Consider the following 12439-nt stretch of genomic DNA (forward strand, 5'->3'; position numbering starts at 1 on the left):
CCGTCACGGCGGCCACGGCGGTGGTCCGGAGGCACTCAGACGCCTGCAGTCTCACGTTCGGGCGCAGCGGTGCGGGAGCGCCGTCCCCACAGGACGGCGTCGGCCGAGAACCGGCCCGCGCCGGTACAGGCGAGCAGCAGCGCCATCGCCCCGAGGACCAGCACCAGTTCGTAGCCGCCCTCGGCGGCGAACAGGCCCTTGTCGATGTGCGCGAACCACAGCGCGCCCGCCATGTCGGCGGCCAGCAGGAGCCCGGCCAGCGGGACCAGCAGGCCCAGGATCAGCGCGACGCCGCCGAGCAGCTCGACCCAGGTCGCGAAGGCCGCCGCCACCGAAGGCAGCGGGATGCCCATTCCCTTGAACATCTGCGTGACCCCGGCGTGGCCGACGTCGGTGAGCTTCTGCCAGCCGTGCGCGACGAAGACCACGCCGAGCACGATCCGGCCGACGAGCAGCCCGGCGTCGGGCAGGTGGGGGAACCGGCGAATGGGAGCCATGTCGTCCTCCTGAGAAGTAGTTCAAATCTGAACGACCGACGCTACCAGGAGATAGTTCAAATCTGGACCAACTAGACTCGGGGCATGACCGAGCCCGACGCCCTGGAGCCCCGCGAACTGCACGCCTGGATCGGGTTCCTGGCGGCGGCCCACCTGCTGGAGCACGAGATCGAGCGCCAGCTGAAGCGGGACGGGGACCTGTCCCATCCCGAGTTCGAGGTGCTGGTCAAGCTGGCCATGGCCGAGGACCGGCGGCTGCGCATGTCGGACCTGGCGCGGCAGGTGATGGTGTCCAAGAGCCGGCTGACCTACCAGGTGACCCAGCTGGAACGTGACGGCCTCGTGCGCCGCACGGCGTGCGGCAACGACCGGCGCGCGGTGTGGGCGGAGCTGACGGACGCGGGCGCGGACGCGCTCACGAAGGTGCGTCCCGGTCACCGCAAGGTGGTCCGGGAGAACCTGATCGACGTGCTGACGCCCGCCGAGCTGGAGACGCTGGGCACGGCGTTCGCCCGCGTGGCCGCCCGCCTGCACAACCGGCCCGCGCGCCCGGCGGCGTCCGACTGATCGTCCGGCCCGCGACGAGCGGTGGTCAGGGGGTCTGCCGGGCGGGATACTCGGCTACGAGTGGGCCGGATAAGCGTTCTGGAAGGCCAGGCGTGCGTCGGCCCCGGCGGCTAGGCGCTCGCACGCCTCGTCCAGCGCCAGGAACGCCTCCCAGGGCTCCTGGCCGGACGCGGCGGCGAGGCGGTCCACGACGGCCTGCTCCAGATCGGTGACGCGCTTGGCCTTCCACACCTTGTCGGCGAGCGCGACCAGGAGATCGTCCAGGCCGGTGCCCGGCCGGTCCCACGCGGCGTGCGTGCGGGCGAAGCGGGCCAGGCGGGCGGGGACGCCACGGTCGAGCAACAACCGCTCCCCCGCCGCCTCGTGCTCGGCCCCCGGCCCGGACAGCTCGGCGGGGTGCAGCACCTTCCCGATGTCGTGGGTGGCCGCGCCGAACAGCACGGCCCCGGCGTCCACCTCGGCGGCCGGGTAGCGCTCGGCGACCCAGGCGACCAGCTCGCACGCCACGTCGTGCACGGCCCGCAGATGCGCGCCCAGCCGGGGCGGGGCGTCCAGCTCGACCAGGAGGCGGGCGGCGTCGGCGGGCAGCGGCCGCAACCCCGGTTCCTCCAGCGCACGGAGCAGGACGGCGGCGGCCATTCTCAGCGCTGGGCCAGGGCCACGACCTCGGCTCCCGGCAGGGCGGCGAGGGCCTTGCCGGGGACCAGCAGCTTGGAGCGGCGCAGGCCGCTGCCGATGACGACCTGCGGAGCGGCGGCGACGGCCTCGTCCACCAGGATCGGCCAGTCCGCGGGCAGGCCCACGGGGGTGATGCCGCCGTACTCCATGCCGGTGCGGCCGGTGGCCTCGTCCATGGGCGCGAACGAGATCTTCCGCGCGCCCAGGTGCTTGCGGACGAAGCCGTTGACGTCGGCGCGGTCGGTGGCCAGCACCATGCAGGCGGCGTAGCTGATCTCGCCGCCGCGCTTGGCGGCCACGATCACGCAGTTGGCGCTGGCCTCCAGGGGCACCGCGTAGCGCTCGCAGAAGGCGGCGGTGTCGGCCAGCTCCGGGTCGATCGCGGCGGCACGGGCGTCGGCCACCTCGCCGACCGCCGCCGCGACGGGCGCGGCGAGCAGTTCCGTGCGCTCCTGCGCGGGTTCCCAGTCCAGGCTGCCGACCATGCGTGCGCTCCCTCTCGTGTCGCGTTCGCGCCCAACAATGCCACGCCCCGCCCCACGAACGCGCACCAGCGGCGTCGGCGCGGAGGGATCAGGACCCCAGGTAGCGCAGCACGGCCAGGACCCGGCGGCTGTAGCCGGTGGTGTGGGACAGGTCGAGCTTGTCGAAGATCGCGTTGACGTGCTTCTCCACCGCGCTCTGCGACACGTGCAGGTGCGCGGCGACGGAGGCGTTGGTGTGGCCCTGGGCCATGTGGTCGAGCACGTCGCGCTCGCGCGGGGTGAGGCGGCTCAGCGGGTCGCCGTGCGAGCTGCGCATGACCAGCTGCCGCACCACCTCGGGGTCGAAGGCGGCGCCGCCGGCGGCGACCCGGTCGAGCGCGTCCAGGAACTCGTCCACCTGCGCGACCCGGTCCTTCAGCAGGTAGCCGACGCCGGTGGGGTCGGTGGAGATCAGGTCGGCGGCGTAGCGCTTCTCCACGTACTGCGACAACACCAGCACCCCGACGCCCGGCGCGCGGCGGCGGATCTCCAGGGCGGCGCGCAGGCCCTCGTCGGTGTGGGAGGGCGGCATCCGCACGTCCACCACGACCACGTCGGGCGTCTGCTCGGCCACCGCCGCCAGCAGCGCCTCGGCGTCGCCGACCGCCGCCAGGATCTCGTGGCCCTCCTCGGCCAGCAGCCGCACCAGGCCCTCGCGCAGCAGCGTGGAGTCCTCGGCCAGGATCACCCGCACGGCAGCTCCGCCCTGATCTCGGTGGGCCCGCCGGGCGGGCTGGTCACGGTGAGGCCGCCGTCCAGCGCGGCCACCCGCCGGGCGAGCCCGGCCAGGCCGCCGCCGGCGGCGTCGGCCCCGCCGGAGCCGTCGTCGGTGATGGTCACGGTGATCATCCTTCCGTGCCCGGCGACCGTGACGGTCACCCGCCCCGCCCCCGAGTGCTTGGCGGCGTTGGTGACGGCCTCGCAGACCACGAAGTAGGCGGCCGTCTCCACCGCGTGCGGCGGCCGGCCGGCCAGGCCGTAGTCGATCGCCACCGGCAGCGGGGAGCGCTCGGCGACGGTCTCCAGCGCCGCCCGCAACCCCTCGCCGTCCAGCGCGGCCGGGTAGACGCGCCAGGCGACCTCGCGCAGCTCGGCCAGGGCGCGCTGCGACTCCTCGTGGGCCTGGCGCAGCAGGTCGCGGGCGCGCTCCTCGTCCCCGGCGCGGCGGGCGCGGCCGATCAGCATGCCGAGCGCGACCAGCCGCTGCTGGACGCCGTCGTGCAGGTCGCGCTCGATGCGGCGGCGCTCGTCGTCCACCGCCTCCACGACCTCGGCGCGGCTCACCGACAGCTGGGCGATGCGCCGCTCGTACTCCTCCAGGGGGCTGGGGCCCAGGCAGCGCCGCGCGACCCGCTTCTCCAGCTTCACCACGCCGACCAGGCCCTGCAGGGCGATGAAGGCCAGGACCGTCCCCACGATCGCGGTGTAGACCACGATCCAGGGCTCGGGGCGGATGCCGTCCATGTAGTCGCCGGTGATCCACCAGCTCACCGCGAGGGAGACCAGCAGGGCCGCGCCGTACCCGGTCAGCAGCAGGATCGCCCCGCCGAGCAGTCCCACCGGCGCCCGCAGCACCAGGTAGGCCAGAGCCCTGAGCGGCCCGTGGGCGGCCTCCTCGGCGTATCCGAAGAACGCGCCGAGCCGCCTGCGCTCCATCCGGCTCAGGGCGACCGCGATGTCGGCGACCGTCCCGGGGACCGCGCGCCGCCCCCGGGAGAAGGCGACCGCGTACGCCATGAACAGCGCCGCCACGGCCAGCAGCACCAGCTCGACCGCGCCGGTGGCCGTGCCCAGGACGAGTCCCACGCCCGCCCGCGCCATGCGCGTGGCCAGACCGCGGCGCCCGGTCGGCACCGCGGTCTCGGGGCGGGGCCCGTCAGCCGATCTGGTCACGTTCGAAGTCTCGCCGGTAGTAGACCTGCTCCGGCGCCCGGTGCGCCGGACGCTGCTGCGGCGCGTGGTACGCCTGGCCGTCCTGGCCCTGGTACGCCTGCTCGTCCTGGGCCTGGTAGGGCCGTCCGTGCTGGGGCTGGTACGGCTGGCCGTAACCCTCCGGAGCGGCGTACGCCGGCTCCTCCTGCGCGCCCTTGCGCCGCGCCTTCACGATACGCATGCCGACGAAGACCAGCACCGCGACGCCGACGACGGCCACGACCACCTTGGAATAGACGCCGACGTACTCCTCGACCTTGTGCCAGTTGTCGCCGAGCCCGTACCCGGCCAGCACGAACACGGTGTTCCACAGCGCGCTGCCCAGCGTGGTGTACAGCAGGAACGTGGTCAGCGGCATCCGCTCGACGCCCGCCGGGACGGAGATCAGGCTGCGGAAGATCGGGATCATGCGGCCGAAGAAGACCGCCTTGGCGCCGTGCTTGAGGAACCACGCCTCGGTGCGGTCCAGGTCCTTGATCTTGACCAGCGGCAGCCGCTCCACCATGCGCCGCATGCGGTCCCGGCCGATCAGCGCGCCGATGCCGTACAGGGCCAGCGCCCCCACCACCGAGCCGACCGTCGTCCAGATGAGGGCCGCGACCAGGCTCATCTTGCCCTGCGCGGCGGTGAACCCGGCCAGCGGCAGGATCACCTCGCTGGGCAAAGGCGGGAACAGGTTCTCCAGCGCGATCGCCAGGCCCGCGCCCGGCGCGCCCAGTTTCTCCATCAGGTCGGTGGCCCACCCGGCGATCCCGCCCGCCGGCGCCGCGCTCGTTGCTGTGATCATGCCTATAAAAGTAGGTAATGCGGGGACCTGGTCACGATGGTGCGCACCGCCGACCCGCCCGGCCGCGCGCCGCACCCCGGACCCTGCGGAAAACCACACCCCCCGGATCCCGCGCGGTGAGCGCGGGATCCGGGGCCTCCGGGGTCAGCCGACCGGCTCGTCCTCGCGCGAGGAGGACGAACCCTCGCGGCGGTTCTCCCGGACGCGCTTGACGACGAAGACCACGACGGCGAGGGCCATCAGACCCAGCACGCCCTTGGAGTAGATCCCGACGTAGCCCTCGACCGACTGCCAGTTGTCGCCCAGCGCGTACCCCGCCATCACGAACGCGGTGTTCCACAGCGCGCTGCCGAGCGTCGTGTAGGTCAGGAACTTCACCAGCGGCATGCCCTCCACGCCCGCCGGGATGGAGATCAGGCTCCGGAACACCGGGATCATGCGGCCGAAGAACACCGCCTTGGACCCGTGCTTGCCGAACCACTTCTCGCTCTTGTCCAGGTCCTCGACCTTGACCAGCGGGATCTTCGCCACCACGCGTCGCATGCGGTCGCGCCCGATCGCCGAGCCCAGCCAGTACAACAGCAGCGCGCCCAGCACCGAGCCGAGAGTGGTGCACACCAGCACGGCGACCAGGTTCATCTTGCCCTGCGCGGCGGTGAACCCCGCCAGCGGCAGGACCACCTCGCTCGGCAGGGGCGGGAACAGGTTCTCCAGCGCGATCGCCAGGCCCGCGCCCGGCGCGCCCAGCTTCTCCATCAGATCGGTGGCCCACCCGGCGATGCCGCCGGTGGGGCCGGGCTCCTGTGCCGCGTACACCGGCGTCGGGTACATCACGAGATCCACCACCTCCGTGCCCGGCCCGATACCCGGACGGCGGGGGATCGCACGTGACACACATCACATTCTTCGTTTCCCGGCCTGGTCCGGTCAGGGGGCCGGGCGGCCCCGGACCGGTTTGCGGCTCTGCGGGAGGCGGTCCACGAAGCGTCCCAAACGTTCCGCGGTGCCCTGCAACGGGCTGACGGTCGCGTTGAGCGTCTCGATCGCGCCCTGCATCTGCGTGACGGTGTCGGCGAGCGGCCGCAGCCCCTCCACGGTCTCCGACAGCGGCCCGACGGCCGACCCGAGCTCCTCCAGCGCGGGCACCACCCGGGCCAGCTCGCGCAGCTCGCCGATCGAGGCGGCGAGCTCCTCCAGCGCGGGCGCGACGGCGGCCAGGCGCTCCAGGTCACCGGCGACGTGCGGCAGGGATTCGGCGGCGTCGGCGAGCCTGCCCAGCTCGCGGGCCGCCTCCCCGATACGGTCCAGGGACGGGACCGCGTCCGACAACGACTCCAGGCTGACGGCCGCCTCGGCGAGCCGCTCCAGCGCGTCGGTCAGGCGCGGGATGGCCACGACCGCCTCGCCGACCGCGGCGGCGGTCGCCAGGGCGGCCGCCGAACCCGCGGCGGCGGCCCGCGCCCCGGTCCGCACTCCGGCCCGCGCCCCGGCGGCCAGCAGGGTGAACGGCGAGGGCACGCCCATGGCACCTCCAACGTCGACAGTGCTCCGATTGTGCAGGATCGTCGCTTTTGGGACCAAGGCGGCACCGGGTTTCGGCCCCCGGCCACCACATGATCCTTTTTAAGATTCTTTTCTGATCGACTTTTCCGATAACAGCCCTTCCTATAGGTTCGCAGCGTTTTGTGAAGCGAATTCATGATCCGTTGTCCCCGCCGCCAGATCATGGAAGGACCCCACGATGACCACGGCGACCGGCCCGGTCGCGGCCGTGCTCCCGGTTCCGCCCCCGGCCCTGCTCCCGGCACTGCTGGCCGCGCTGGCCGTGGCCGCGCTCCTGGCCACCGCACGGCGCCGCGGCCCGGCACGCCCCGCCTCCACGTCGGCCGCTCCCCCGGAGCCGAGCGCCCCATCGGACACCGGCGCCCTCCCAGAGGCCGGTGCCTTCCCGGGGAGCGGCGCCCTCGCAGATGACGCCTCCCAGGGCGCCAGCGCGCCCCAGGACGCCGACGCCTCCCAGGGCTCCGATGCCGCCCCGCACTCCGGCGGCTCGGAATACCCCGAGTCGCTGACCGCCGTCCTGGAGCCGGAGGCGGAGGAGTACCTGGCCTGGCTGGCCGACCACCACTGGCCCGCCGACGAGTACCTGGAACTCGAAGAGCACTGGCGGCACGAGATCGACCCGTTCGAGACCCCCGATCCGGCCGACATCCCGCTGTGCCCCCAGTGCCGCCTGCGGCGCGAGGACGTGTGGCCCTGCCCCCAGTGCGGCCGCCTGCTGCACTCCTCCTGCGGCCACGGGATGCGCCGTCGCCGGGTCGACCGGCCCTACCAGACCCGGGCCACCGACTCCGAGGCCGTCATCGCCGAATGGGTGTGCACGGGCTGCACGTCGGTGGTGGGCCTGGACGTCGGCCACGACGACGAGCCCGGCGGCGGCCTGCTGCGCTGAGCCCGCCGCGAGTCGTCCTCCGCTTTATTCACACGGCGATGTTCTTTTGATCTTTATGGCGACGCACGATCAAAGAAGCGCCGCCGCGCGCGGGCCGAACGCCGCGCGGCACTGCCCCGGCGCGATGTGATCCTCACCGTGAGGAAGGTAAAGACTTCCCCATATCGCCCCGGTTTCGGGCGTTTGATCGTTTTCGTTTCCACGTCCGGAACCCGACGGCGGCCCACGCGCGCGGCGAGCCGCGTCAGAGCCCCGCGCCGGAACCGTACGCCGAAGCCGTGCGCCGTCCAGATCCCGGCGACAGCCCACGCGTATGGCAAGCCGCGCGGGAGCCGTACGCCGGAGTTGGCGCGGGAGCCGTGCGCGGAAGCCGTGCGCCGTCCGGGACCCGGCAGCGGCCCACACTGTGGCGAGCCGCGCCGGAGCCGTACGCGGGAGCCATGGGCCGGAGTTTGCGCGGGAGCCGTGCGCGAGAGCGTGCGCCAGGCTCAGGCCGCCGCCAGACGCGTCACGCCGCAGGCGCGCGCCACCGTCGCCAGCGCCCAGCGCATCCGGGGCGCGTAGGTCTCGGGATGGTCGCCGGCCTCCTGCGCCACCAGCGCCGCGCAGGCGCGGCGGTCGCCGTGACAGGCGCGCAGCCGCTCGGTGATGGCGGTGCGGACCTGCTCGTCGGTCGCGCGGTCGGACGCCTGCAGTCGCGTGGTGAACAGGACCTGGGCCAGATCCGTGTTGCTCATCGGGGCCATGATGACCTCCCTCGCTGCGTGTTTTCCACGCTATCGGGAGGCACTGACATTTCCGGGGCCACCGCTTCCAGGGCCGCCGTTCTCAGCGCGTGCCAGCGCCACCGGGATGCCGTTGAGGTGCGCCATGCCCGCCAGCCGTTCCAGGTCCCCGGGATCGGGTGAGGCCAGGGCGTTGACGTTCGCCCCGCCCGCCGCGTTCGCCACCCGCCAGCCGCCCTCGTGGTCCCAGCCGTGCGGCACGGCGACCGTGCCCGGCGTCATCTCGTCGGTGACCCGCACCGGCAGCTCCACCGAGCCGTGCGCCGAGGTGATCCGGCAGCGGTCGCCGTCGGCCAGGCCGTGGGCGGCGGCGTCCTCGGGGCTGACCCGCGCCGCGTGGGTGCGCCGCCCGCGCATCAGGGCGGGCGCGTTGTGCATCCACGAGTTGTGCGACCGGAGCTCGCGCAGGCCGATCAGGCGCAGCGGGAAGTCCGCCGCTGGTTCGGGAGCCTCCCGCAGGCGCGCGATCTCGCTGACGATCTCGTCGGGCGCGAGGCGCACCCGCTTGTCCCGGTGCAGGATGCGGCGCCGCAACGTCCCGGTCCGCTGGTGCTCGGCCAGCACGACGCCGTGCGGCTCGTCGCGCAGCCTGCGCAGGCTGAGGCCGCCGCGCCGCAACCCGTACCAGTCACCGCGCGGGCCCGTCCGCAGCAGCGCGTCCACCAGGAAGCGGGGCGACGGCCGCACGCCGAGACGGTGCGCCAGCCGTTGCGGCCACAGCGCGCCGATCCCCAGGCCCATGCGCCGCGCCAGCTCGTCGATGATCTCCCACTCCTGGCGGGCCTCACCGCGCGGCGCGACGACCGGCTCGGTCCAGGTGACGTACGGAGTGAGGTGGTTCTGGAGGAACGGCAGCGGGAAGTCCTCGCGTTCCAGGAACGTCGTCGCGGGCAGCACGTAGTCCGCCTTGCGGCCCGTCTCGGTGACGTACAGGTCGATGCAGACCAGCAGGTCCAACCGGTCCAGTGCGGCGTCCAGCGCGGCCGTCCCGGGGACGGTGCGCAGCGGGTTGCCCGCCGACACCAGCAGCGCCCGCATCCGTCCTCGGCCCGGCGTGGTGATCTCCTCGGCCATCACGCCCGCCGGGAACGTCCCGAGCACGTCGGGGAAGCCGCCGACGCGCGAGCGCGTCTTGCCGTACGTCGCCAGCCCGGACAGGCGCAGCAGCTCGTCGGTCCGCAGCGGCGCGGCCCCGAAGACCGCGCCGCCGGGCCGGTCCAGGTTCCCGGTTACCAGCGTCACCGCGTCGATGAGGAAGGCGGTGAGCGTGCCGTGGCGGCCCAGGCAGGTTCCGGTCCGCCCGTACACGACGGCGCGTTCAGCGGCCGCCAGATCGCGCGCCAGCGCGCGGACGGTCGCGGTCGGGACGCCGCTGCGCCCCTCGGTGCGTTCGGGCGGGAAATCGGCGGCCAGCCTCCGCAACGTCGCGGCGCCGGTCGCCTGGCGGGCGCAGGCGCGCTCGTCGGCCAGCCGTTCCTCGAACAGCACGTTCAGCAACGACAGCAGCAACCATGCGTCGCCGTCGGGCGCGACCGGCAGGTGCTCGTGCACGCGGGCGGTCTCGGTGCGGCGCGGATCGGCCACCACCACGCGCCCGCCGCGCCGCACGACCGCCGCCAGCTCCTCCTTGATGCGCGGCGCGGTGATGAGGCTGCCGTGCGACACCAGCGGGTTGGCGCCGAGCATCAGCAGCAGGTCGGTGCGCTTGAGGTCGGGGATCGGCACCAGCGCGGGCGAGCCGTACAGCAGCGCGCTCGCGGCCAGCCGGTTGTTGACGTCCTGCGATCCGGCCGAGTACAGGTGCGGCGAGCCGAGCGCCCGCATGAAGCCGTTCAGCCACAGCGGGTGGCTGTAGGAGAAGGTGGCGGAGTTGCCGAAGTACCAGCCGATCTCGTCGCCGCGCAGGCGGCCGAGGCGGCGCGCGATGTCGGCGAGCGCCTCGTCCCAGCCCACCTCGTCGAAGCCGCCGTCCGGCCTGCGGCGCAGGGGGCGGAGCACGCGGTCCGGGTCGTTCTGGACCTCGGCCATCGCGATGCCCTTGGGGCAGGCGAAACCCGCCGACAGCGGGTGGTCGCGGTCGGGCCGGAGTTCGGCCAGCTCCCCGTCGCGGACGGTGGCGGTCAGCCCGCAGAGGGGTTCACAGATGCGGCAGTAAGTGGTCGCTTGCGTCGTCCCCATGGGGCGATTGTGCCTCACTCCACGGCGTTGTAGCGGACCAGGGAGGCGGCGAAGTCCGCCAGGTCGGCGTCCGACCACTCGTCGAGCCGGTCCCCGAACGCCTCCCGCTGCCGCCGCGCCGCGTCGGCCAGGGCCGCCCGGCCGCGCTCGGTCGGGCGCAGGATGCGCGCCTGCCCCTCCGCCTCGCGCTCGACCATGCCGAGCCGGTCCAGGGCCGCGATCTGGCGGCTGACGGTGGACTTGTCCAGCAGGAAGTAGGCCGCCAGGTCGGCGGCGCGGCAGCCGCCCCGCTCCTCCATGTGCGCCAGCAGGCTGTAGGAGACCAGCGACAGGCCCGGATGCAGCCGCTCGGCGAGCGCGCGCGCCCGGCGGGCGAACGCCGTCAACTCCCGGCGGATGGTCTCGATGGACTGGTCACGTTCCGTCGCCTCGCTCATGGTTGTATAGTACAACTATAGCTAGTTGTATTTTGCAACTTCGACGGACGGAGGAACCCCGCCCATGAGCACTTCCCGAGCCGCGCACGCGACCCCGCCGGGCGCGCTCCGGCACCTGCTCGCCCACCTGGCCGTGCCGCTGCTGATGTGCCTGGGCATGGGCCTGGCGTACCTGGGGGCCTTCCACTCCCCCGAGCCGCACGAGCTCAAGGTCGCCGTCGTCGGCTCCGGGCAGCAGTCCCAGCTCCTGGCCCAGGGCCTGAAGGACAAGGCGGGCGAGGCGCTGGACGTGCGCACCGTCGCCACCCGGGACGCCGCGGTGGCCGAGCTGAACGACCAGGAGATCTACGGCGCGTACGTGCCCGGCGACGCCCCCGAACTGCTGGTCGCCAAGGCGGGCTCGGAGACCACCGCCACCGCCGTGCAGGGCGTGTTCACCAAGGCCGCCGCCACGCAGAACGCGCCGCTCAAGGTCACCGACGTCGCGCCCCTGTCCGCCGGCGACCCCACCGGGCAGGGCATCTTCTTCCTGCTGGTGGCGCTGAGCATCGGGTCCTACGGCTCGGTCGCGGTGATCGGCGGCGTCGGCGCGGTGCTGCCGGTGCGGCTGCGCGCCCTGCTCGGCCTCGGCACCGCACTGGTGGTCAGCCTGATCGGCACCGCGCTGGCCGGACCGGTGTTCCACCTGGTGGATCGCGGCCTGGCCGGGGTGTGGGCGCTGTCCTGGCTGTACTCGGCGGGTGTGTTGTGGATCGGCATCGGCCTGCACACCTTCCTCAAGCGCATGACGACGCTGACGGTGATGGTGCTGTTCGTGATGCTGAACTTCACCAGCTCGGGCGGGATCTTCAAGCCTGAGTTGCAGCCGGGGTTCTTCGCGGCGCTGCACTCGTTCTGGAACGGCGCGGGCTTCGTGGAGGGCGCGCGCGGCCTGGTCTACTTCGACGGCCTGGACGTCGGCCGCAACGTCCTGGTGCTGGTGCTGTGGGCCGTCGCCGGGCTGGCGGTGATGGGACTGGCCGCCGTCGCCGAGCGGCGGCGCGTCGCTCCCGCGCCCGTCCCGGAGCCCGAACTGGAGCAGGAACTGGAAGAAATCGTCCCGGCCTGAAACGACTTCGAGACCGCCGCGTCCGCGCGGCGGTCTCGGCGTTTCCCGAGGTTGTGCCAGGTAGGGGAAAACTTCGCGGAATGACTCTTCCGGGCGTACGGCATGTCGTGCCACACCCGATAGGTCCCCCTAGTAGCGTTCACCTGCTTTACTCCTTACGCAAGGTCCTTTCACAAGGGCCCCGTACGCCTGGACACGATCGCGGAAGGACGGCGTGGTGTGATCACTGCCCTCGTTCTCGCCTCAATGGCCGCCCTGCTCTGCCTGTGCCTGACCCGGCTGCTACGGGCACCGGCGGCATCGCCCCGCACGGAGGAGTCGACCGGATATCCCGAGTCGATGACCGCCGAGCTCGATCCCGGCGACGAGGAGTTCCTCGCCTGGCTCGCCAGTGAACTATGGCCCGACGACGAGTACCTGGACATGGAGCCGAGTACCGACGGCGAGGAAGAGGCAGGCGGCAGCATGGCGCGTTGATTTGAAGTCCCGGCCCA

At 73.0% G+C, this 12439-nt stretch carries 15 protein-coding genes; 4 read left to right on the plus strand and 11 right to left on the minus strand.

The window, feature by feature from the left end; all coding sequences use genetic code 11:
* Positions 1–35 precede the first annotated feature (35 nt).
* Positions 36–497: a DoxX family protein gene (locus AH6_RS17160; protein ID WP_067480801.1), complete on the minus strand. Its 462-nt coding sequence runs from the start codon at positions 495–497 to the stop codon at positions 36–38.
* 84 nt (positions 498–581) lie between these two features.
* Between AH6_RS17160 and AH6_RS17165 the strand changes: the two genes are divergently transcribed.
* Positions 582–1064 (plus strand): MarR family winged helix-turn-helix transcriptional regulator, encoded by a 483-nt coding sequence (locus AH6_RS17165; RefSeq protein ID WP_067480805.1) that lies wholly within the window; start codon positions 582–584, stop codon positions 1062–1064.
* A 54-nt stretch (positions 1065–1118) separates the two neighbouring features.
* Here AH6_RS17165 and AH6_RS17170 read toward each other — a convergent pair whose 3' ends face one another.
* The 7 genes from AH6_RS17170 to AH6_RS17200 form a co-directional block, all read right to left on the minus strand.
* Positions 1119–1703, minus strand: a complete 585-nt coding sequence (locus AH6_RS17170; RefSeq protein ID WP_067480808.1) for an HD domain-containing protein — start codon at positions 1701–1703, stop codon at positions 1119–1121.
* Positions 1704–1705: 2 nt separating this feature from the next.
* A complete protein-coding gene (locus AH6_RS17175; RefSeq protein WP_067480810.1) occupies positions 1706–2227 on the minus strand; it encodes a YbaK/EbsC family protein in 522 nt (173 codons plus the stop codon).
* An 88-nt stretch (positions 2228–2315) separates the two neighbouring features.
* Positions 2316–2960 carry a response regulator gene (locus tag AH6_RS17180; RefSeq protein ID WP_067480813.1) on the minus strand — a complete coding sequence of 215 codons (645 nt, stop codon included), beginning with the start codon at positions 2958–2960 and terminating at the stop codon, positions 2316–2318.
* On the minus strand, positions 2951–4159 hold the full coding sequence (locus AH6_RS17185) for a sensor histidine kinase (protein ID WP_245679347.1): 1209 nt from the start codon (positions 4157–4159) through the stop codon (positions 2951–2953). Before AH6_RS17185 ends, AH6_RS17180 begins: the two co-directional genes overlap by 10 nt.
* Positions 4143–4985, minus strand: coding sequence for a DedA family protein (locus AH6_RS17190; protein ID WP_157431531.1), 843 nt, complete (start codon positions 4983–4985; stop codon positions 4143–4145). Before AH6_RS17190 ends, AH6_RS17185 begins: the two co-directional genes overlap by 17 nt.
* Before the next feature lie 144 nt (positions 4986–5129).
* Positions 5130–5828 carry a DedA family protein gene (locus AH6_RS17195; protein WP_307190389.1) on the minus strand — a complete coding sequence of 233 codons (699 nt, stop codon included), beginning with the start codon at positions 5826–5828 and terminating at the stop codon, positions 5130–5132.
* Positions 5829–5912: 84 nt separating this feature from the next.
* Entirely contained in the window at positions 5913–6509 is a 597-nt protein-coding gene (locus AH6_RS17200) for a hypothetical protein (RefSeq protein ID WP_067480818.1), read from the minus strand.
* 217 nt (positions 6510–6726) lie between these two features.
* Here AH6_RS17200 and AH6_RS17205 point away from each other — a divergent pair, with 217 nt between their 5' ends.
* Positions 6727–7437 carry a hypothetical protein gene (locus AH6_RS17205; protein ID WP_067480821.1) on the plus strand — a complete coding sequence of 237 codons (711 nt, stop codon included), beginning with the start codon at positions 6727–6729 and terminating at the stop codon, positions 7435–7437.
* A gap of 488 nt (positions 7438–7925) precedes the next feature.
* Here the strand turns inward: AH6_RS17205 and AH6_RS17210 are convergent, their stop codons facing one another.
* Genes AH6_RS17210 through AH6_RS17220 form a run of 3 tightly spaced genes read right to left on the minus strand, consistent with a single transcriptional unit; the run spans position 7926 to position 10837 of the window.
* On the minus strand, positions 7926–8174 hold the full coding sequence (locus AH6_RS17210; protein WP_218005862.1) for a hypothetical protein: 249 nt from the start codon (positions 8172–8174) through the stop codon (positions 7926–7928).
* Positions 8175–8213: 39 nt separating this feature from the next.
* On the minus strand, positions 8214–10400 hold the full coding sequence (locus tag AH6_RS17215; protein ID WP_067480827.1) for a molybdopterin-dependent oxidoreductase: 2187 nt from the start codon (positions 10398–10400) through the stop codon (positions 8214–8216).
* 14 nt (positions 10401–10414) lie between these two features.
* Positions 10415–10837, minus strand: coding sequence for a MarR family winged helix-turn-helix transcriptional regulator (locus AH6_RS17220; protein WP_067480830.1), 423 nt, complete (start codon positions 10835–10837; stop codon positions 10415–10417).
* A gap of 64 nt (positions 10838–10901) precedes the next feature.
* On the opposite strand from AH6_RS17220, the gene AH6_RS17225 reads away from it, so the two are divergent.
* The gene (locus tag AH6_RS17225; RefSeq protein WP_083982993.1) at positions 10902–11945 is read left to right on the plus strand and encodes an ABC-2 transporter permease; all 1044 of its coding nucleotides are present in this window, start codon (positions 10902–10904) and stop codon (positions 11943–11945) included.
* 219 nt (positions 11946–12164) lie between these two features.
* On the plus strand, positions 12165–12422 hold the full coding sequence (locus AH6_RS17230; protein ID WP_067480833.1) for a hypothetical protein: 258 nt from the start codon (positions 12165–12167) through the stop codon (positions 12420–12422).
* The last annotated feature ends 17 nt before the right edge of the window (positions 12423–12439 follow it).

This window comes from Actinomadura hibisca NBRC 15177 (assembly GCF_001552635.1).
Taxonomy (GTDB): domain Bacteria; phylum Actinomycetota; class Actinomycetes; order Streptosporangiales; family Streptosporangiaceae; genus Spirillospora; species Spirillospora hibisca.